The 19,933-nt window shown below is 68.7% G+C and carries 17 protein-coding genes; 8 read left to right on the top strand and 9 right to left on the bottom strand.

Translation table 11 applies throughout. The features are described 5' to 3' along the window. The first annotated feature begins 40 nt into the window (after positions 1–40). From ACQHIV_RS27405 to ACQHIV_RS27395, 3 genes are all read left to right on the top strand, one after another. Positions 41–568, top strand: a complete 528-nt coding sequence (locus ACQHIV_RS27405) for a TadE family type IV pilus minor pilin (RefSeq protein ID WP_427886425.1) — start codon at positions 41–43, stop codon at positions 566–568. Then, entirely contained in the window at positions 565–1,383 is an 819-nt protein-coding gene (locus tag ACQHIV_RS27400) for a pilus assembly protein TadG-related protein (protein WP_427886423.1), read from the top strand. Before ACQHIV_RS27405 ends, ACQHIV_RS27400 begins: the two co-directional genes overlap by 4 nt. Positions 1,384–1,565: 182 nt before the next feature. After that, on the top strand, positions 1,566–2,186 hold the full coding sequence (locus ACQHIV_RS27395) for a response regulator transcription factor (protein WP_344188696.1): 621 nt from the start codon (positions 1,566–1,568) through the stop codon (positions 2,184–2,186). 142 nt (positions 2,187–2,328) lie between these two features. Here ACQHIV_RS27395 and ACQHIV_RS27390 read toward each other — a convergent pair whose 3' ends face one another. From ACQHIV_RS27390 to ACQHIV_RS27350, 9 genes are all read right to left on the bottom strand, one after another. After that, positions 2,329–2,751 carry an NYN domain-containing protein gene (locus tag ACQHIV_RS27390; protein WP_427886420.1) on the bottom strand — a complete coding sequence of 141 codons (423 nt, stop codon included), beginning with the start codon at positions 2,749–2,751 and terminating at the stop codon, positions 2,329–2,331. Between the two features lie 931 nt (positions 2,752–3,682). After that, positions 3,683–4,927 carry a CehA/McbA family metallohydrolase gene (locus ACQHIV_RS27385; RefSeq protein ID WP_427886418.1) on the bottom strand — a complete coding sequence of 415 codons (1,245 nt, stop codon included), beginning with the start codon at positions 4,925–4,927 and terminating at the stop codon, positions 3,683–3,685. Positions 4,928–4,950: 23 nt separating this feature from the next. Next, the gene (locus ACQHIV_RS27380) at positions 4,951–6,039 is read right to left on the bottom strand and encodes an ABC transporter ATP-binding protein (protein ID WP_427886416.1); all 1,089 of its coding nucleotides are present in this window, start codon (positions 6,037–6,039) and stop codon (positions 4,951–4,953) included. Next, a complete protein-coding gene (locus tag ACQHIV_RS27375) occupies positions 6,039–6,860 on the bottom strand; it encodes a carbohydrate ABC transporter permease (protein WP_427886414.1) in 822 nt (273 codons plus the stop codon). The genes ACQHIV_RS27380 and ACQHIV_RS27375 overlap by 1 nt, the downstream gene beginning before the upstream one ends. Next, on the bottom strand, positions 6,857–7,765 hold the full coding sequence (locus ACQHIV_RS27370) for a carbohydrate ABC transporter permease (RefSeq protein ID WP_427886412.1): 909 nt from the start codon (positions 7,763–7,765) through the stop codon (positions 6,857–6,859). Before ACQHIV_RS27370 ends, ACQHIV_RS27375 begins: the two co-directional genes overlap by 4 nt. Then, entirely contained in the window at positions 7,765–9,198 is a 1,434-nt protein-coding gene (locus ACQHIV_RS27365; protein ID WP_427886411.1) for an extracellular solute-binding protein, read from the bottom strand. Before ACQHIV_RS27365 ends, ACQHIV_RS27370 begins: the two co-directional genes overlap by 1 nt. A gap of 489 nt (positions 9,199–9,687) precedes the next feature. Then, positions 9,688–10,455 (bottom strand): hypothetical protein, encoded by a 768-nt coding sequence (locus tag ACQHIV_RS27360; RefSeq protein WP_427886409.1) that lies wholly within the window; start codon positions 10,453–10,455, stop codon positions 9,688–9,690. A 285-nt stretch (positions 10,456–10,740) separates the two neighbouring features. Next, positions 10,741–11,076, bottom strand: coding sequence for a hypothetical protein (locus ACQHIV_RS27355; protein ID WP_427886408.1), 336 nt, complete (start codon positions 11,074–11,076; stop codon positions 10,741–10,743). Between the two features lie 12 nt (positions 11,077–11,088). Beyond that, a complete protein-coding gene (locus tag ACQHIV_RS27350) occupies positions 11,089–13,398 on the bottom strand; it encodes a DEAD/DEAH box helicase (RefSeq protein WP_427886406.1) in 2,310 nt (769 codons plus the stop codon). A 161-nt stretch (positions 13,399–13,559) separates the two neighbouring features. Here ACQHIV_RS27350 and ACQHIV_RS27345 point away from each other — a divergent pair, with 161 nt between their 5' ends. The 5 genes from ACQHIV_RS27345 (at position 13,560) to ACQHIV_RS27325 (ending at position 19,786) form a co-directional block, all read left to right on the top strand. Further along, positions 13,560–13,919 (top strand): STAS domain-containing protein, encoded by a 360-nt coding sequence (locus ACQHIV_RS27345; RefSeq protein WP_427886404.1) that lies wholly within the window; start codon positions 13,560–13,562, stop codon positions 13,917–13,919. 237 nt (positions 13,920–14,156) lie between these two features. Continuing rightward, entirely contained in the window at positions 14,157–16,463 is a 2,307-nt protein-coding gene (locus ACQHIV_RS27340; RefSeq protein ID WP_427886402.1) for a sodium-translocating pyrophosphatase, read from the top strand. Between the two features lie 117 nt (positions 16,464–16,580). Further along, on the top strand, positions 16,581–17,777 hold the full coding sequence (locus ACQHIV_RS27335; RefSeq protein ID WP_427886400.1) for a DUF4142 domain-containing protein: 1,197 nt from the start codon (positions 16,581–16,583) through the stop codon (positions 17,775–17,777). A gap of 250 nt (positions 17,778–18,027) precedes the next feature. Further along, entirely contained in the window at positions 18,028–19,020 is a 993-nt protein-coding gene (locus ACQHIV_RS27330) for an ABC transporter ATP-binding protein (RefSeq protein ID WP_427886398.1), read from the top strand. A gap of 1 nt (position 19,021) precedes the next feature. Further along, complete coding sequence (locus ACQHIV_RS27325) at positions 19,022–19,786, top strand: hypothetical protein (protein WP_427886396.1); 765 nt, start codon at positions 19,022–19,024, stop codon at positions 19,784–19,786. Positions 19,787–19,933: the final 147 nt, after the last annotated feature.

Here is a 19,933-nt window from a genome sequence, read left to right as displayed (position 1 = left end):
GGCCCTCCCCCTCCCGGCCGGCCGCCACCCGGGAGCCCCAATGCACCACCAGACCTCCGCCACCCCACTCCCTGTCCTCCAGACCACCTCCTCGAGCCCCGACGCTGTCGCCGTCGCGAGCGGCACGGGGGCCGACGGTGGGCCTGTCGTCAACGAGCAGAGCGCGTTCGGCGGCCGGATCGTCCCTAGACGGCGGCGCAGGAGGGCTCGGGGTCGAAGAGGTGACCGAGGAGCGGTCACGGCTGAGATGGCCATGGTGCTCCCTGTGCTGATAGCCCTGCTGGTATTGGGGATCTGGATCATCGGCCTGGTCATGATGAACATTCGCTGCATCGACGCCGCCCGCGACGTGGCACGTGCTGTGGCGCGAGGCGACTCACCTGAAGAGGCGGAAGCGATCGGTCATCGCACGGTGCCCACCGGTACGATCACCATCACCCGCGATGACTCAGACATCCATGTCACCGTGACAGCTGAGCCCACCCACAACCCACCACTCCTGGCCTTCATCACACCCACGCAGCTCACCGCCAAAGCCACCCTCGAATCCGAGCCCGGCACGCCATGACCGGCTCCCGCAGAGCGCGTGCCGGGACGCCGCATCCCAAGCAGCCGGACTTGGGCACGCCGAGCTCGGGCGTGCCGCGCTTCGGTAGTCCGCGTTTCCGCAGCCCGCGCTCGGGTATGCCGCGCTTCGGTAGTCCGCGTTCCCGCAGCCCGCGCTCGGGCATGCCACAGTCCGGCGATCGCTGCTTCGGGGGCCTGCCCTCGGGCGCCATCCGTGCTGGATCCGCTCGTGCTGACACGCCTCGCGATAGGTCGGGTCGTACTGGGATCTCGCACGCTGGAACCGCTCACGCTGGAACCGGTCGTGCTGGAACCGGTCGTGCTGGAACGCCTCACGATGTGACGAGTCGTGCTAGGACGGCTGAGGTCGAGGCGGGTCGAGGTGGTGTGAGGCGTGGTCGTGTGGGGCGGTCTGAGTGTGGGAGTGCGACGCTGCAGGTGTTGTTTGTTGCCGTGCTGTTGTTCGCGGTGTTTTCGGTGGCTGTTCTCTGGTCGGCGATTTCTACGGCGCGCCATAAGTTGACTGCTGCGGCGGATTTGACTGCTCTCAGTGCAGCGCAGGCTCTGAACGCATCGCCTGCCGGCCCTGGTGCGTTGGGGCCGCGGGTGGTGGGTACGCCGGATGCGCAGGCTGCGCTTGGTGGTCCGGGTGTGGGGGCTTGTGTGGTGGCGCGGCGGGTGGCGGTGGCTAATGGGGTTCGGATTGCTGGGTGTGAGGTTGTGGCGGATGCGGTGACTGTTGAGGTTTCGGTGGAAGTGGATCTTCGGGTGGTGCGGCCTACGCTTACGGCACGTGCTCGGGCGGGGCCGGTGTGAGCCTGTGGTGTCAGGCAATTGTTGCGGTGGGTTCTGGTGTGGTCGCGATCTGGTCGCAATCTGGTAGAGATGCCGCGTTGATGTGGACGGCGTATGCGGCAGCGTTCCATCATCGGGAACCGAGTACTGCTCATTTCCGGACGTACTTCCCCGGCGCCCGGACGGTTACCTCGGAGGCTCGCTTGCCCGACCGGATTCGGCTGCTGCTGGTCGATGACCAGATCCTCAGCCGAGGCTTGCTTCGTAGCGGTCTGGAGCGTGAGCGCGATCTGGAGATCGTTGCCGAGCTCAACCGTTCCGACGACGTCGTAGGTGCCGCGAAACGGCATCGGGCGAACGTCGCGCTGGTCGATGCCGGCGGGCCGGGGAACGACAGCATCACGGTTACCACCAAGCTGCGTACGTCGATGCCAGAGTGCCGGGTCGTCATGTTGACGACGTACGGGCGTCCGGTGCACATGCGTCGGGGACTCGATGCGGGGGCGAAGGGGTTCGCGTTGAAGGGGAGCCCGGCGCCGCAGCTGGCGGATGCCGTACGGCGGGTGCACCTTGGGCTGCGGGTGGTCGATGCGAATCTCGCGGCGGAGAACTTGCGGTATTCGGAGACTCCGCTGAATGAGGAGGAGACCGACACGCTGCGCGCCGCACGTGATGGCGGGTCGGTGTCGTTGATGGCGCGGAAGCTGGACGTGTCGGAGCGCGTGGTGCGTACGCGGCTGTGGTCTGCCATTGGTAAGACGGGTGCGCGTACACGGTCCGACGCCGTACAGGTGGCTGAACAGAACGGTTGGCTGCTCGACTAGCTGGCGGTGCGTCGGCTCGACCGCTGGGTGTGTGCGAGCGGTCCGGACGTACGGCGCCTCGGAGGCGGTGCTCTCTGTTGGGAGAGTGCGCGATGCGGTTGAGGTGTGCGGTCGGGCTGCTGCGGCGTTGAGTGGGGTGGATTTAGGCCGAGGGCCGTTGGGGAAGGGCGTCTAGTTGGGATAGGAGCCAGTTGGGGCCGGTGGGGGTGGCGCCCGTGGGGGTTAGGCGGTCGCGGAGGGCTCGGTCGGCGGTTACTACCGTGATGGTGGGGTGGGGCTGGCGGGTGGCGGCTTCTTGGGTGACGGCGACGATGGTGTCGTCGCCGGAGCCGGGGGCCAGGACTACCTCGAGGTTTGTCGGGGCGGTGTCGCCTGAGGTGGCTTGGCGGGCGGCGCCTTCCAGTACGACGATCACGGTGGTGTCGGGGGACTGGGCCTGGAACGCGGAGAGGCGGGTCAGGAGGCGGCGGGCTGCGCCGGCGCGGTCTCGCCACCAGCCGTCAGGGCGGGAGCCGATCACGTTCGCGGCGTCGACGACGATTACTTGAGTCGGCTCGCTGTCCATCGGTCCAGTTTGCACGTGAGTACGTGTGGGCGCCGCGGCTGGTGGTCACGTCGGCGGCGGGTCGGTGCGTTGGGGCGAGCTGCGTGCGGCTTCTGTGGCGGCGCCGGCGACGCGGTCGTGCGGTGGCGGTCGTGCGGGTCGTGCGGGGTCGTGCGGTGGTGCGGGTCGTGCGGTGGTGCGGTCGGGTCGCCCCGGCCGAGCAGGTGCGCGGACCCGACCGAGCGCGGGCTGCTTCGGTTGCCGGGTGCGGGCGGTGCAGCGGTGCGGGGTGCGGGTGGTGCAGCGGTGTGGTGCTGCGGCGGTGGTGCGGGTCGTGGGGTGGTGTGGGCGGTGTGGGCGGTGTGGGCGGTGTGGGCCGTGTGGTGGTGCGGGCGGTGCGGTGATGCGGGTCGGGTGGTGGTGTGCGGCGTGGTCGGGTCGGCGTCGGCTGAGCAGGTGCGCGTACCCGGACCAGCGTGGGGCGCTCGGGCTGCTGGCGTGCGGGAGGTGCGGTGGGACGGATCGTGCGGGTGCGGTCGGCGTGGTGGTGCGGGTCGTGTGGTGATGTGGGCGGCGTGGTTGGGGTCGGCGCCGGGCCGAGCAGGTGCGCGGACCCGACCCGGGGCGGGCTGCTCGAGTTGCTGGCGTGCGCGTGCGCGTGCGCGGGTGCGGGCGGTGCAGCGGTGCAGATCGTGCGGTGGTGCGGTGGTCTGGGTCGTGCGGGATGCGGTGGTGCGGGGCGCGGTGGCGCGGCACGGCGCGGTTCGTACGGGCGGTGGCCGTGTGCGGTCGGTGTGGTGGCTCGGGCGGTGTGGTGATGCGGGCGGTGTGGTGGCTCGGGCGGTGTGGTGATGCGGGCGGTGAGGGGTGGTGGTGCGTGGGGCGGGGTGTCGTGGCGCGGCGCCGGTCGTACGGGCAGGGGTGGGCGAGTGGTGTTGGGGTGGGGGCGGGGTTAGGTGCAGGTGGAGAGGAGGTGGCCGGTGTGGGTTATTAGGAGGTGGGGGCCGGGGGTGGCTGGTAGGTGGGTTTCGGGGGTGGGGATGGGGTGGCGGGTGCCGTCGGGGGTGATTACGAGGGTGTTGGGGGCGTTGAGGGCGATTAGTTCGTCGTTGGCTCGGACCAGGACGGGGGCGTTGTAGGACCAGGAGAGGGCGGTTCGGCCAGCGCGGAGGGCTTCGAGGGTGGCGGGTACGAGGTCGGCGGGGGTTTCGGCGGAGGCGTCTACGGCGATCCAGGTGGTGGGGGTGCCGGGTGGGGTGAGGGATGTCGGGTTGTGCCAGTCGCTGCCGCCGATGGGGGCGGTTTCGAGGCCCCAGGCCTGCCACCAGGCGACGGGGCCGCCCCAGGTGTGGTCGAGCCAGGAGGAGTGCCAGATTTCGGCGAGGGGTGGGTGTTCGGGGAGTGGGTGGCGCCAGGAGCAGTCGCCGCCGAGTGGGTGGTTGATGGAGAGGAGGCCGCCGCGGGCGGCGACCTCCGAGACCCAGGTGGCGGCGGGGCGACGGAAGTCGATGAAGCCGATGTCGCCGAACGCGTTGGCGTGGCCGGTGTCGGTGGTGACTTCCTGGCCGGGGATGAGCCCGATGCCGAAGCGGTCGCTGAGGGCGGGGAGTTCGGTGTGGTGGGCGACGGTGTTGTGGTCGGTGACGGCGAGTACGTCGAGACCGGCCGAGACGCCGAGGGCCGCGAGGTTGGCGATCGGGGTGGAGCCGTCGGAGTGCAGGGAGTGCGCGTGGAAGTCGCCGGCGATCCACTTCAAGCCGGACGAGGCAGGCAGGGTACGGCGGGGTGGGCGCGGGGGTACGGCGACAGCGGCCGTGGCGTCGGCGTACTCCATCAGGCCGGGGATCACGGTGACGGGACCGGTGACTGCTTCGACGAGGAGCTCGACGCCTTCGACGGGTACTCGGTGGAGGCCGAGGACGATCGACCAGGTGCCGGGTTCGAGCTCGCCGGGGAGGTAGCCGGGGGTCGCGGCGTCGGGGGTGATCGCGAACGTCTGGCGCGCGCCACCGGACCAGCCGCGCCAGCCGTCGGCGCCCTCGCAGCCGAGGTCGATGACTGCGCCGTCGACCGGCGGGACGGTGAGGGTGACGAGGAGGCCGGGGCAGTCCGGCGGGATGTCGACGGGCAGCGAGTGCCAGACGGATTCGGCGCGGTCGTCGAGGGTCCAACGCCGGCGGTACGACGTGACTGCCATCAGCTAGGTCTCCAGGCGTGCGGTCAGGCGACGGAGGCGGGTTCGTGGGTGAGGAGTTCGCCGGTCTCGCGGTCGTACAGAAGGACGCGCGAGGCGGGGGCCGTGAGGTTCACGGGGGTGCCTGGGGCGGGTTCGGATTCTTCGGGGACTGTGACGCCGACCAGCGTGCCGGCGCAGTCGACGGTGACCAGGGACTGGGTGCCGAGGTTCTCGGCCACCACTACCGTGCCGCGGAGGGCGGGGCCGGTGACGTCGCCAGTGGTCAGCGTCAGGTATTCCGGGCGGATGCCGACCGTTACCTCTGCTTCGGCTGGAGTGGAAGAGGGCAACGAGCCGCCGGCGACCGACACGACCGCGTCGGCGCCAGAGGTGACCTTGCCAGCGAGGAGGTTCATCGGCGTGGAGCCGATGAAGTTCGCCACGAAGGTGTTCGCGGGGCGGGCGAAGACCTCCCGCGGGGAGCCGAGTTGGCGGAGTTTGCCGGACTCCATCACCGCGATCCGGTCGGCGAGCGCGAGCGCCTCGGCCTGGTCGTGCGTGACGAAGACCGTGGTGATGCCCAGGTCCCGCTGCAGCTTCTTCAAGAACGTGCGAGCTTCCAGCCGGAGCCGGGCGTCGAGGTTCGACAGCGGCTCGTCGAGGAGGAGCACCTTGCCTTCGGAGGCGATCGCGCGGGCCAGCGCGACCCGCTGCTGCTGACCACCCGACAGCTGGCCGGGCTTGCGTTCCAGCAGCCCGTCCAAGGACAGCTCCCCGGCAGTACGAGTAGCCACGGACGCGCGGGTGGCGGCGGCAACTCGACGTACCTTCAGCGGGTACGTGATGTTCTCGGAGACGCTCATATGCGGGAAGAGCGCGTAGTCCTGGAAGACCATCGCGACGCCGCGCTTGCCCGGTTCCGTCCGGGTGACGTCGGTAGCGTCGATCCGGATACTGCCCGAAGTTGCCGTCTCCAGCCCGGCGATCGTCCGGAGCAGGGTGGTCTTGCCGCACCCGGACGGGCCGAGCAGGGCGAAGAACTCGCCGTCGGCAACCTGCAGGTCCAGCCCGTCGACGGCGCGGACGCCGTTCGGGTAGACGGTTGCGAGGCCTTCGATGTCGATGCCCGCCATCAGCTCTTGATCCCTCCGTGGAAACGGAACCCGTAACGCGAGTTCACCAGCAGGTACAGCACGACGACCGGGATCGAGAACAGCAGCGAGAACACCGGCAGCACCTGCAGGTTCACGCTGCCGCCTTCGTCGGTGAGGGTCTGCATCAGCACCGCACCGGGCTGCTTGTCGATCGACCGGATGAGCAGGAAGGGCACCAGGAAGTTGCCCCAGGAGTTGACGAACGCCCAGACCATGATGGTGGCCAGGCCGGGACGCGCGACCGGCAGTACGACGTCCCGCAGGATCTGCAAGGTGGACGCGCCGAACACCCGGGCCGACTCCTCGTACGACTTCGGCACCGCGTCGACGAAGTCCTTCAGGATGAAGATCGCCGCCGGCAACAGGCCACCGGTCATCACCAGCGCGACGCCGAACCGCGAGTCGATCAGCCCGAGCTGGAACATCATCACGAAGATGGGCACCATCGCGGCGGTACCGGTCACCACCGACGACAGCAGCAGCAACCCGTACAGCAGCGCGTCCCGTCCCGGGATCCGCACCCGGGACAGCGCGTACGACGCCAACGCGGCGAACGCGGTCACGGCCACCGCCGTGGTGATGCAGATCAGCAGGGAGTTGACCATCGAGTGCATCGCGTACGGATGCGCGAACGTCTTCCGGAAGTTCTCCAGCGTCCAGTCCGGCCAGCGCACCCCGAGCCCCGGCGACGCGTCGAACGGCGCCGATGCGATCCACAGCATCGGTACGGCGAAGAACAGCGTGATCGCGCAGATCAGCACGTAGAAACCGATCCGGCGCACGACATAGGCCCCGGTCATGAGCGCCTCCGCAGCAGCCGCAGGTAGACCAACGACACCAGCAGGTTGGCGATCAGCAGCAGGAACGAGATCGCCGACGAGTACCCGAGCTCACCGCCCTGCAGCGCGACGTTGTAGATGTAGACCGGCACCGTCTCGGACTCGTGGTTCGGCCCGCCCTTGGTGAGCAGGAACGGCGAGAAGTCGTTCGCGGTCCACAGCGAGATCAGCAGCGTGTTCGTGAGTACGTGCCCGCGGATGTGCGGGAACACGATGTCGCGCAGCGTCTGCCAGCCCGATGCGCCGACCATCCGCGCCGACTCGAGCTGCGACGGCGGGACCGCCTGCAACGCCGACGAGTAGAGCATCATCGAGAACGCCGTACCGCGCCACGTGTTGAAGACCACGAGACAGGCCATCGGGTAGTCGATCAGCCAGGCAGTTCCTTGCGTGCCCAGGATCCCATTGAGAGTCCCGCCGTCGCGGTCGTAGAACGCGACCCACAGGTACGCGACCACCGTCGACGGCAGGATCCACGCGAGCAGCGTCAGGGCCTCGACCGTACGCCGGACCGCCGGGCGGGCGCGCCGCAGTACCCAGGCGAGCGTGAAGCCGAGGATGTTCTGCCCGATGATCGCGGACCCGAGGACGAACAGCATCGTCAGCCACAACGCGTTGTGGAACAGCGCGTCGTCCAGGGCGCGGGTGTAGTTCGACAGCCCGACCATCGACGGCGACACGGCCTCGACGCCGGTCAGCCGGTAGTTCGTGACGCCGATGTAGATGGTCCAGAGCGCGGGGAAGATCAGGAACGCGCCGATCAGCAGCAGTGCCGGGGCGATGAAGCCCAGCGCGCGGCCGACCCCGAGCCCCGCGACGTCCCGCGCGGGGCCCCGGCCCCGCGCGGGTGCGGTCACAGAAGTCATCAGTTACTGGTGACCTTGTCCTTGCCGCCGGCCGCGGCCTCGACGGCCTTCTGGTACGCCGCGGCCGCGTCGGCGGTGCTCTTGCCGCTGATCACGTCGGCGGTCGCCTGCTGCAGCGCGGCCGACACCTTCGGGTACTCCGCGCGGCCCGGACGGTACTGCGTCACCGGCAGCACCTTGCCGGCGATGAAGCTCAGCATCGGGTCGCTCTTCAGTACTTCGCTGTTCACGTCGGACCGCTGCGTGATCTTGGCGGCGCCGTCCAGCGAGGCCTTCACCATGTCGGCGGAGTTCATGAACTGCAGGAACTCCCACGCCTGCTGCGGGAACTTCGTGTTCGGATTGATCACGGTCGCGCCGCCGCCGGACATCGAGACGAAGTCCTGGCCCTTCACGCCGGCGCCCGGCTTCATCGCCGGGATCATCGCCCAGCCGACCGCGGTGTCCCGGTCGGCCATCTTCGCGACACCCTCCTTCGGCTCCACCACGCTGCGCCAGAAGTAGTCGCTCTCCAGCAGGATGCCGATCTTGTTCGCGGCGAACTCGGCGAAGGACTTGTCGCGGCCCTTGGCCTCCTTCTGCAGCACCGGGTCGCCGAGCCCGGTCGAGTAGACCTGGTGGTAGAAGTCCAGCACCTGGCGCAGCTGCGAGGTGTTGCCGAGCCACTTGCCGTCGGAGTTCACCGTGGCGCCGGTGCCGACCAGCAGCGGCAGCACGCCCTGCATGGTGGTCGCCTCGCCCATCGCGGTGCCGGCGTTGATCTGGATCGGCGTGACGCCGGAGATCTTCTTCAGCGCCTGACCGGCGGAGATGATGTCGTCCCAGGACTTCGGTTGCCAGTCGGCGGGCAGCCCGGCCTGGGCGAACAGCTTCTTGTTGAAGTACAGGACACGGCCGTCCGTGCCGCCGGGGACGCCGTACCGCTTGCCGTTGTAGCTGCCGAGGGCCTGGACCGACTCCGGGATCTGCTGCCAGCCGTCCCAGTTGTCCACCTTCGCGGCGTCGCCGACGGTGTCGGTGAGCGGCTTGATGTAGTTCGCCTGGGCGAACTCGCCGACCCAGATGCCGTCGATCTGGAACAGGTCCGGGCCGGACTTGTTCGACAGGTCGAGGGACAGCTTCTGCTTGTAGACCTCGTCGTCGGAGCCGTCGCCCTGGAACTTGACCGTGACGTCGACGCCCTTGCCCTTCTGCTCGGCGACGAACTTCGGGATCAGCACGTCGGAGATGAAGGTGGCGCCGGCGCTGCTCTTGCCGCCCTTGACCGAGTTCGAGCCGAAGGTGAGCTCGACCTTCTTGGCGTCGGAGTTCCGGTTGGCGTCCTGGCCGCCGCTGTTGCTGCCGGAGCCGGACGATCCGAGACATCCGGTGAGCAGGGCGAGGGCCGCGGCGCCGAGGACGCCGGCGGTCGTGAACCGCGAGAGTGATCGCATCAGGGCTCCTTGCAAAGTGGTCCAGCGAGCGTGCCGGTCAAACATTGGCATCATCGGGCGACTATGTGAAGACTTTTTCCCAACCCGGCGGCGAACGTTTGCCAAGCGCAACCAACCGTGGTCTGTCAAGCCGGGATCCCACGGGGAGGATTGCGGAAGAGTTAAAGGTCGCTCAAGGTTCTGTGGCAACAGGTAGTTGACTAGATACACAGGGTGAGCGAGCGAGCTACATTCTTGCCGATCGGAGCTTCAGGGATCGGAGGTGAAATGACGTGAGACTTCTCCACGGAGTTGCGTGCCTGGTCGACGAACTGCTGGGTTGCTGGTGCTGGTGGTGACGGCCAGGGCGGTGACGACGCCGGGCTCCCGCTGACGCGCAAGCAGCGGGTATTCCGGTCCTCATCCCCGAGCACCGCCCCCGACAGAGGAGAAGACAACAAGCGGCCGGCCCCGACGATGTCGGGGCCGGCCGTCCTCTCGTTGGTCTGGTCAGCTCTGGGCCAGTTGCATCATCTGCTTCGGTAGCGTGGTCATCTGGGCCGGGATCGGCACCTGTGGCCGGAGCAGCGACAGGAGGCTGGCAGCGGCGCCCGCGATCGGCAGCGGCAGTGCCAGGCCGAGCGATGCGAGCAGTGCGTTCACCAGCGCCAGTACCGCGCCCAGGATGTCCAGGCTCGGAACCGGGAGCCCCGCCCAGGCCTCGATCGGAGTACTGGCGACGCTCATGCTGCCGGTCGGTTGTGCCTGCTTGGCCTTCCCCTTGCCAAGCAGCGACGTCAGGGCGAGGCCGCTGGCGGCGTTCACGAACGTCCCGGAGCTCTCGTCGTAGTTCCACTTCTGCCCGTCACCGTTGCGGCAGGGCAGAACCAGCAGTGGCGCTGCGGCCGGCACCTTGGCCAGGTCCGCTCCGCTGTCCAGGCAGGCGCCGGTCGTCGCAAGGGCGCCACCGACGCTCTTGCTCATCGCGACCTGCAGCTGGCCGGACTCGGTGTAGATCCACTCCTGGGTCTTGCCCTCCTTGCCCGGGGCACACGCCATCATGACCGCCATCGGGACCTTGTCGGCCGCGACGAACGTCAGGCAGTAGCGGGTGTCGGACCTGGTGGCGATCTGTTGGGCCACGCCCACCGTCACGCCCGGAGCCTTCGAACCGCTGGGTGCCGGGTTCGCGGCCTGGGCCGGTATCGCGGTGGCGATCGCGACGCTGACGGCGAGCACCACCACTCCGGTGCGGCTGAACAGCTTTCGGATGATCAAGACAACCTCCAGAGGTCGTGCTATCTCACGGCGTCAGGTCGTCGGGACCCCGTGGCGCGAGCCGGTATGCCGGCAGTGACTCAGCGCGACGTTGACGCCACAACAAGTAATGCACAGGACCGGCCGTGGAGGTTATGCCGATTTCCGGAAACTTGATGCCAATGGCAACTAACTGCCAAGGCAAGATCGTTGCGCAAGGCATCGGAATCGATTTGCCGGATCGCCGAAAGATCGTCGAGCGCAGGGCGAAATGCTACCGCAACACAAGCGTTTTCCGGTTACTGTTCATGCCTTTGGCAACGAATTGGGATCCTCGAGTTCCGCCGGGGCGTCGTCGCGCTCCGTGGGCGGCTCCGGTGCGTCGTCACCGTGGGTGACCTTGGCGCGCAGGTCGCGCATCTCCTTGCGGCGCCGCAGGTCCCGGCCGAGGCCCTTCTTCAGCAGCCAGAGGCCGGCCACCAGCGCCGCGCCGGTGATCGCGCCGAGGAAGTACACGGTCGTCGCCGACATGCCGAAGTGGACGCCGAAGACGTCGAGCTTCGTGGCGGCACCCGACGACACCGAGACACCGAGCCCGAACAGGACCGCCAGCGCGATCAGGACGATTCCGAGAACGGCCATGATGCCTACCTTTCAGGCTTCACTGCTCAGTAATGCCGAGAGCAGCGCGACCGCGCCGCTCTTGTCGAGTGGGTTGTTCTGGTTCCCACACTTGGGCGACTGTACGCACGACGGGCATCCGTCCGTGCATTCACAGTGTGCAATCGCCTCGCGTGTCGCGGTCAACCACTCGCGCGCCGCGGCGTACCCGTGTTCGGCGAAGCCGGCGCCGCCCGGGTGGCCGTCGTACACGAAGACCGTCAGCCGGCCGGTGTCGGCGTGCTTGGCGGTGGAGACGCCGCCGATGTCCCAGCGGTCGCAGGTGGCGAACAGCGGGAGCAGCCCGATCGACGCGTGCTCGGCCGCGTGCGCGGCGCCCGGTACGTCGGCCAGCCCGAGCGACTCGACGACGCCGTCGGGCATCGTCCACCAGACCGCCTTGGTCCGCAGCGTCCGCTCCGGCAGGTCCAGCGGCTGCTCGTCGAGTACGTCGCCGGTCGCGATCAGCTTGCGCTGGAACGAGATCACCTGGCTGGTCACCTGGACCCAGCCGCGCGACAACTCCGCCGTACCCCAGTGGCAGGTCTCCTCGGTGGCGAGGATGCCGATCTCGGTCACGTCCCGGGCGAACGTCGTGTAGTCCGGCGACGCGGGCTCGACGATCGCGGCGTGCCCCTCCAGGTCCAGCGAGCGCACCAGGTACGACTCGCCGGCGTGGACGTAGACGGCGCCCTCGTGGACCGACGAGTGCGCCGAGCCGCCGTCGACCGTGCCGAGCAGCCGGCCGGTCCGGTCCTCGACGATCTGCACGGTCTTCCCGCCGGCCGAGCGGATGTCGATCGCGTCGACGGCCCGCTCCCGCCGCGTCCAGAACCACCCGTGCGGCCGCTCGCGCAGTGCCCCCTGCTTGACCAGTTGGGCGATGACGGACGCCGTCGTACTGCCGAAGATCTCGTAGTCGTCGGTCGTCAGCGGGATCTCCTGCGCCGCCGCGCACAGTTGCGGACCCAGGACGTACGGGTTCTCCGGGTTGAACACGGTCGCCTCGACAGGACGGCCGAAGATGGCGGCCGGGTGCCGTACGAGGTATGTGTCCAGCGGGTCGTCCCTGGCGATCAGCAATGCCACCGCGTCGCCACCGGCCCGGCCTGCGCGTCCGGCCTGTTGCCAGAGCGAAGCGCGCGTACCAGGCCAGCCGGAGAGCAGTACTGCGTCCAGTCCGGCGATGTCGATGCCCAACTCGAGAGCGTTGGTCGCGGCGACACCCGTAAGCTCGCCGCTCTGAAGCATCCCTTCGAGCCGTCGGCGTTCTTCCGGCAAGTAGCCGGCCCGGTACGCCGACACCTGCTCGGTAAGCGCCGGGTCGACCTCGGCCAGGTTCTCCCGGGCTGTCATCGCAACCGCCTCGGCCCCGCGGCGCGAGCGGACAAAGGCGACAGTACGGACACCCGTGACGACCAGGTCGGTCAACAGGTCCGCCACCTCGGCCGTCGCGGACCGTCGTACTGGGGCGCCGTTCTCACCGTGTAGAGAGGTCAGAGGCGGTTCCCACAAGCCGAAAGCGACCCCGCCGCGCGGAGAGCCGTCAGCTACGACCTCCTCCATCGGGAGCCCGGTCAAGCGTTCACCTGACAGCGCGGGCTCGGCAACGGTCGCGGATGCGCAGACGAAGATCGGATGCGCGCCGTACTGCGCACAAACCCGTCGCAGCCGCCGCAGTACGCCGGCCACGTGTGCGCCGAACACGCCCCGGTAGTGGTGGCACTCGTCAACCACGACGTACTGCAGACAGCCCAGAAAGCGGGCCCAGCGTTGGTGGTTCGGCAGGACTGAACGGTGCAGCATGTCCGGATTACTGAGCACGTACGTCGCGTGGTCGCGTGCCCAGTCCCGCTCGGTCCGCTCGGAGTCGCCGTCCAATGTGGTGGCACGCAGACCAGGCACGGTGTACGACGAGACGGCGCGGAGCTGGTCGTGCGCCAGCGCCTTCGTCGGCGACAGGTAGAGCACGGACGCCGTACGACGATGTGGTGAAGCGGCCTGCGCGATGCTCAAGGTGGCAAAGGCAGGCAACAGGTACCCGAGCGACTTGCCCGAGGCCGTGCCGGTCGCCACCACCACATGCTTCCCGGCGTACGCCGCTTCGGCCGTCGCGACCTGGTGGGTCCACGGTGCCGTGATGCCGGCGTCGCGCAGCTGGCCGAGGACCTCGGGCGGAACCCAGCGCGGCCAGTCGCACGTCTGCCCGAGCCTCGGCGGGACGGACTCGACGTGAGTCAACCGGTCGTCGCGCCCGGCGGCCAGCCGTTTCAGGACGGCCGCCGCCTCACCACCTGCACGCATACAGGGAGACTAGTCGCCGCTACGGACAGCCGTTGGCTGAGCGTGAGCTGAGAATGCACGTTCCGATGCACGCGGCTTTTTCCGGACGGGAATCGACTTCCCAGGGCCGAGATGAAAGAGTTTTCGGCAACGGGTCTTACTCACGGTCCGTACATGGTTGAATGCAGCAGTTCACGGAATCGGAGGCCGAAGTGGATCTGTCGCTGACCGCGCGCGCCGAGGGCGGGCGGACCGTCATCGAGGTCGCGGGGGAGATCGACGTCTACACCGCACCGAAGCTCCGCGAGAAGATCGCCGCGCTCGTCGACGACGGGGTCTTCGACCTCGTGATCGACCTGGAACGCGTGGAGTTCCTGGACTCCACCGGGCTCGGAGTTCTCGTCGGCGGGCTGAAACGGGTGCGCACCCACGACGGGTCCCTGTCCCTGGTCTGCACCCAGGAACGGCTGCTCAAGATCTTCCGGATCACCGGCCTGACGAAGGTGTTCGACATCCACCCGGACGTCGCATCCGCTATCTGATCAAGCGAAAACGTGACTCCGTTACTACCTTGAGTGACCGTCCCGCCCGGGTTCCGGCACAGGGGTTGCCGTTTCGGTCTTCTATGGCGTAGACCACCCTGTCGTCAGGTCTGGTTCGGAACCCGTTAGAGTAACCCACCGCGCCAGTCCCCTGGCGCTGTGTCGTATTTCCCCAACCCTTCGGTTGCGGCAGACGGGGGCCGTCAGACCTGCATGGGTTGCCTACAAGGAGGACGGATGTCCGCGCTGCTTGCTGCACAAGCGGTGGATCTTTCGTCGAGCAACACCACACTGGTGATCGTCGTCGGAGTGATCGCGATCCTCGCGGTCGCCATTGCGATGGTCTTCCGGGGCCAGGTGCTTGCCGCGAACGATGGCACCGAGAACATGAAGACGATCGCCGCCGCGGTCCAGGAAGGCGCAGCCGCCTACCTGAACCGGCAGTTCAGGACGCTGTCGATCTTCGCCGTGGTCGCTTTTCTGCTGCTCTTCCTGCTGCCCGCGCACAGCGACGGCGGCAACCAGACCACGCTGAAGATCTTCCGATCCGTCTTCTTCCTCGTCGGTGCGGGCTTCTCCGCCCTGATCGGCTACCTGGGTATGTGGCTCGCGACGCGCGCCAACGTCCGGGTCGCCGCGGCCGCCCGGGACGAAGGCCGGGACCCGGCCATGCGGGTCGCGTTCCGGACCGGCGGCACTGTGGGAATGGCGACCGTGGGCTTCGGCCTGTTCGGCGCCGCGCTCGTCGTACTGATCTTCAAGGGTGACGCCCCGACGGTGCTCGAGGGCTTCGGCTTCGGCGCCGCGATGCTCGCGATGTTCATGCGGGTCGGCGGCGGTATCTTCACCAAGGCTGCCGACGTCGGCGCCGACCTGGTCGGCAAGGTCGAGCAGAACATCCCCGAGGACGACCCGCGGAACGCGGCGACGATCGCCGACAACGTGGGCGACAACGTCGGTGACTGCGCCGGTATGGCGGCCGACCTGTTCGAGTCGTACGCCGTGATGCTGGTGGCCTCGCTGATCCTGGGCAAGGCCGCGTTCGGCGAGCAGGGCCTGATCTTCCCGCTGATCGTGCCGGCCATCGGCGCGATCACCGCGGTCGTCGGCGTCTTCCTGACCCGCCCGCGGACCGGCGAGAACGGTCTGCGCACGATCAACCGCGCGTTCTACATCTCCGCGATCATCTCCGCCGTGCTGTGTGCGGTGGCGGCGTTCGTCTACCTGCCGAGCAGCTTCAAGGACCTGACCGGCGCGGCCGGTACGGCGATCGCGGACAACAGCGGCGACCCGCGGCTGATCGCGACCGTCTCGGTGATCATCGGCATCGTGCTGGCGGCCATCATCCTGGCGCTGACCGGTTACTTCACCGGCACCGAGGACAAGCCGGTCAAGGACGTCGGCAAGACCTCGCTGACCGGCGCCGCGACCGTGATCCTGTCCGGTATCTCGGTCGGCTTCGAGTCCGCCGTCTACACCGCCGTGGTGATCGCGGCGGCCGTGTACGGCGCGTTCCTGGTCGGTGGTTCCGGCATCGTGGCGCTGTTCGCGATCGCGCTCGCCGGGTGCGGTCTGCTGACCACGGTCGGCGTGATCGTCGCGATGGACACCTTCGGCCCGGTCTCCGACAACGCGCAGGGCATCGCCGAGATGTCCGGCGACGTGGACGGCGAGGCGGCCCAGATCCTCACCGAGCTGGACGCCGTCGGCAACACCACGAAGGCGATCACCAAGGGCATCGCGATCGCGACCGCGGTGCTGGCCGCGACCGCGCTGTTCGGGTCCTTCACCGACGCGATCCGGTCGGCGCTGTCGCAGAACTACGCGAAGTTCGAGGCGGACGCGCTGGTGTTCAACCCGGGCACGCTGGTCGGCCTGATCCTCGGTGCCGCGGTCGTGTTCATGTTCTCCGGTCTGGCCATCAACGCCGTCGGCCGCGCCGCCGGCGCGGTGGTCTACGAGGTACGCCGGCAGTTCCGCGACATCCCCGGGATCATGGAGGGCACGGGCAAGCCGGAGTACGGCAAGGTCGTCGACATCTGCACCCGGGACTCGCTGCGTGAGCTGGCCACCCCGGGTCTGCTGGCGATCACCGCGCCGATCGCGGTCGGCTTCGGTCTCGGCGCCCCGGCGCTGGCCGGCTACCTGGCCGGTGCGATCGGCGCCGGCACGCTGATGGCGGTCTTCCTGGCCAACTCCGGTGGTGCCTGGGACAACGCCAAGAAGCTGGTCGAGGACGGCAACCACGGCGGCAAGGGTTCGCCCGCGCACGAGGCCACCATCATCGGTGACACCGTCGGTGACCCGTTCAAGGACACCGCCGGCCCGGCCATCAACCCGCTGATCAAGGTGATGAACCTGGTCTCGGTGCTGATCGCCCCGGCGATCGTCGGGATGTCGAAGATCGGCGACAACCCGAACACCGCGCTGCGGATCGTCATCGCGGTCGTCGCGGTGATCATCCTGGCCGCGGCCGTGTACGTCTCCAAGCGTCGCGAGTCGGTCATCTCCGACACGCCCGCGGAGGCGAAGGCAGCCGCCTGACGTAGGCAACCCACGCAACGGCCCGCCGGTCCACACCGGCGGGCCGTTCCGTATCTCTGGACCCGGCCCACCCGCCCCGATTACTGTCGTCGTACGACGGACTGCGGGGAGGTAGTGGTGCGACGACTGTCGGCGTTGCTGCTTCTCGTGCTTGGCGGGCTGCTGGTCGCGGGGCAGTCGGCGAGTGCGGTGACGGCGCAGCCGGATCCGACCTACCTGAACGCCGCCCATCAGCTCAACCTCACCATCATCGAGGCCGCGCACGCGGCGACCACGGCGGCGAAGACCGCGTGTGTACGGCGGGCCGGTGCGCAGCTGGAGAGCGATCACCGCAAGCTCGCGGCGCAGGAGCTGGACGTCGCCACCCGGCTTGGGATCGTGCTGCTGACCGTGCCGTCGCTGGCCCAGCGCCAGCAGCTCGACGCGCTCGCCGCGAAGGGCGGGAAACCGGGGTACGACGCCGCGTGGCTCGTGCTGCAGCGGCAGCAGCACCAGAAGTACCTGACGCTGGTGAACGGCGATCTGCCGAAGAACGCGTCGCCGGCCGTGGAGTCCGTGGCCAACGCGGCCAAGCCCGTGATCGAGATGGACCAGCGGCTGATCGCCGGCAAGTGCAAGACAGGCACCGGCACTCCGGTGGTCTCGACCGGCAGCGGCGGGCAGCACGCCGACGCGGTGCTGGCGCGCTCACGGCTCGCGCTGATCCTGCTCGGGCTCGGCGCGGTCCTGCTGCTGGTCGGCAAGTCGATCTCGGTACGCCGCCGGCTGCTCGGGATCGCGGCGCTCGGGGCCGGGCTGGTGCTGATGTTCGGCGGTCAGCCCGGGAACACCGGAAAGGTCCCGGACGCGAGCGCGGCGCTGTCCGACCGGGAGGCCGCCGTACCGCCGGTGAAGCTCAAGCTTCCTGGATACCTGGAGGCGACGGTACGACCGGTCGCGACCGGTGCGGACGGGCAGCTCCAGGTGCCGACGAGCGCCGACGTCGGCTGGTGGGCCGCAGGCGCGGCGCCCGGCGCGGAGGGCGGCACGGTACTGCTCGCGGGCCACGTGGACACCACGCAAGGGCTCGGGGTGTTCGCCCCGCTGTCCGGGGTACCGGTCGGCGCCAAGGTCGCGGTGACGGCCGGGGACGGCGACGTGCACTGGTACCGGATCGTCGCGCGCCGGACGTACAAGCAAAGCGCTTTGCCGTCGGACCTCTTCCACGGCGCCGTGAAGCCGCGGCTTGCGCTCGTGACCTGTACCGGTCCGTACGACCACAAGGCGCAGCGCTACAGCGACAACCTGGTGCTGTACGGCGTACCGATGGACTGAAGTACGCCCCGCTGTCGACTTTCGGCTGATGTGCTCACCCCCGGGATGGGGGATCGTCGGGGTCGTGGTCAGGGTTTCAACCGATGGCAGCAGCGGTCGTGCGGACGGCAGAATCAACCCACGGGTGGACACACCGGATCCGCCCGGGGTCCGATGCCTTGCACCGTCTGGACCTCGATACTGATCTCATCACCACAAGACCCGACCGCCCGGGAACGGTTCTCACGCCACCGAACGAGGAGTTACGGCGATGATCGAGGCAAAAGGCCTCACCAAGCGATACGGCGAGACAGTTGCCGTTGACAACCTGTCTTTCGAGATCAAACCCGGTAAGGTGACCGGCTTCCTCGGTCCGAACGGTGCCGGCAAGTCCACCACCATGCGGATGATCCTCGGACTCGACACCCCGACGTCCGGTGTGGTCACGATCGACGGGCAGCGCTACCGCGACCTGAAGCGGCCGCTGACCAAGGTCGGCGCGCTGCTGGACGCGAAGTGGGTGCACCCGAACCGCTCGGCCCGTGCGCACCTGGCCTGGATGGCGGCCTCCAACAAGCTGCCGAAGGCGGCGGTCGACAAGGCCCTCGACATGGTCGGCCTGCACTCGGTCGCGAACAAGCGCGCCGGCACCTTCTCGCTGGGTATGTCGCAGCGGCTCGGCATCGCCGGCGCACTGCTCGGCGACCCGGAGGTGCTGCTCTTCGACGAGCCGGTGAACGGCCTCGACCCGGAGGGCATCGTCTGGATCCGGACCTTCATGCACCGGCTCGCCGACGAGGGCCGGACCGTGCTGGTCTCCAGCCACCTGCTGTCCGAGATGGCGCTGACCGCCGAGGAACTGGTCGTCATCGGCCGCGGCAAGCTGATCGCGCAGAGCAGCACCCAGGAGTTCGTCGACCGCGCCAGCGGTACGACGGTCAAGGTCCGGACGCCGCAGCTCGACCAGCTGGCCGGCATCCTGAACGAGCAGCAGCTGAAGACCCGGATCGAGGACGTCGAGGACGAGGGCAAGGTGCTGTTCGTCGAGGGCGACCTGAAGACCGACCAGATCGGCGAGACGGCCGCCGTGCACGGCATCGTGCTGCACGAGCTGACGCTGCAGCGCGGTTCGCTGGAGCAGGCCTTCATGCGGATGACCGGGGACTCCGTGGAGTATCACGCGTCGGAGGACATCGCCGCCGTCACGCACCTCGAGGCGCCGTCCGGCGCCGAGGTGGCCGCGGGTCCGAAGGAGGACAACTGACATGTCGGTCATCAACGTTGAGCGGATCAAGCTCTTCTCCACCCGCTCGCCGTGGTGGTGCATGGTGGTCGCGGCCGCGCTGTCCCTGGGGCTCGCGGCGCTCGCCACCGGCTTCCTCAAGGGTGCCGACGAGCAGCGTGCGACGATCTTCATCACCCAGGGCGGCACGTCGATCAGCCAGATGGTGATGATGGTGATGGCAGCCCTCGCGGTCACCACGGAGTACCGGTTCGGCACCATCCGGACCAGCTTCCAGGCGGTTCCGCAGCGCGCCCGGCTGCTGCTCGGCAAGACCGTCGTGGTCGCCACCCTGGCCGGCCTCGTCGGCGAGATCGCGGCCTTCGGCGGCTGGGGGATCGGCAAGCTGCTGGCCAGCGGCGCCGACCTGTCGATCAACACCGGCGCCGAGTGGCGGATGCTCGCCGGGCGCGGCATCGAGTTCTTCCTGTCCGCGGTGATCGCGGTCGCGGTGGCGATCCTGCTCCGGCACACCGCCGGTGCGATCGCGCTGCTGATCCTGTGGCCGCTGGCGGTCGAGCAGCTGTTCAGCCTGATCCCGAAGGTCGGCGACGACATGACCAAGTGGTCGCCGTTCCAGAACGCGAGCGCGTTCATCGCCCAGGGCAACGACGGCGGACTGGCCGGCAGTGTCGGCGACGCCAGCAACTATGCGCTGGGGCCGTGGATGTCGCTGTTGTACTTCGCCGGCTGGGCCGTCGTCCTGATGGCGATCGCTCTCTTCACGGCGAGCAAGCGCGACGCATGACAAGACCACCCCGGTCGGAGGTTGAGGGGCCCTGACCGGGGCGCGGGGCCCGGCCGGGCTGAGGGGTCCTGGCCGCGAACGGCCCGTGGTGCATCCGGGAGACCGGACGTACCACGGGCCGTTTCCCGTGCCCCCGGGACGGAATAC

Source organism: Kribbella polygonati, assembly GCF_050320105.1.
Classification (GTDB): domain Bacteria; phylum Actinomycetota; class Actinomycetes; order Propionibacteriales; family Kribbellaceae; genus Kribbella.
Note: the sequence above shows the minus strand (reverse complement) of the source record. Positions and strands in the feature narration are given on the sequence as shown.